Source organism: Pseudoflavonifractor sp. An85, from assembly GCF_002161235.1.
Lineage (GTDB): Bacteria > Bacillota > Clostridia > Oscillospirales > Oscillospiraceae > Enterenecus.
Genome location: NZ_NFHE01000143.1, coordinates 1 through 536 on the forward strand (window position 1 = coordinate 1; position 536 = coordinate 536).

Annotated in this window: 1 protein-coding gene; it reads right to left on the minus strand. The window is 51.1% G+C overall.

All coding sequences use genetic code 11. The features are described from left to right. On the minus strand, positions 1-536 hold a 536-nt coding region (locus B5G37_RS15480; RefSeq protein WP_275532997.1), incomplete at both ends, for a SpaA isopeptide-forming pilin-related protein.

A 536-nucleotide genomic window follows, 5' to 3' on the forward strand; every position in this document is an offset into this window, starting at 1 on the left:
CCGTAGGCCAGACCCTGGAGTTTTAGCTGGCCGCTGCCATCGGTAGCCAAAGCCACACTGGGTGCATCCTGTCCTGCGTCGTACTTATACACACCGTTGGAACCGTTGAACTTCACTTCAGTCTGGCAGGAGGTGTCGCGGTACAGCTTAAACTCCGCTCCGGGCAGAGGGGTAGTTCCGTCTTCCTTCACCTTGTTGACGGTAATACCATAGATAAACGTTTCCTCAGTCTCTTCGGTGTCATCGTCATAGGAGTTGTCATCATAAGGATCGTTGTGAACACCGGTATAGGCAGTGTTGGTAATGCCGGATTCCGTTTCTTCCTGGAATGCATCTTCATTGATGGTTGCAGTATATACCACATGGATGTACTTGGCCGTGGAATAGTCCCGAATCAGCTTATCATAGTTAAACTGCACCTCGAAAGTGGCGCCCTCTTTTTTGGTCTCACTCCCAGTTTTCACCGAGTAATGGTCTGCGCTGTTGGTCACAACCTGACCCTTAACAGCCTCATCCACCACGCCGTCATCGCTCCA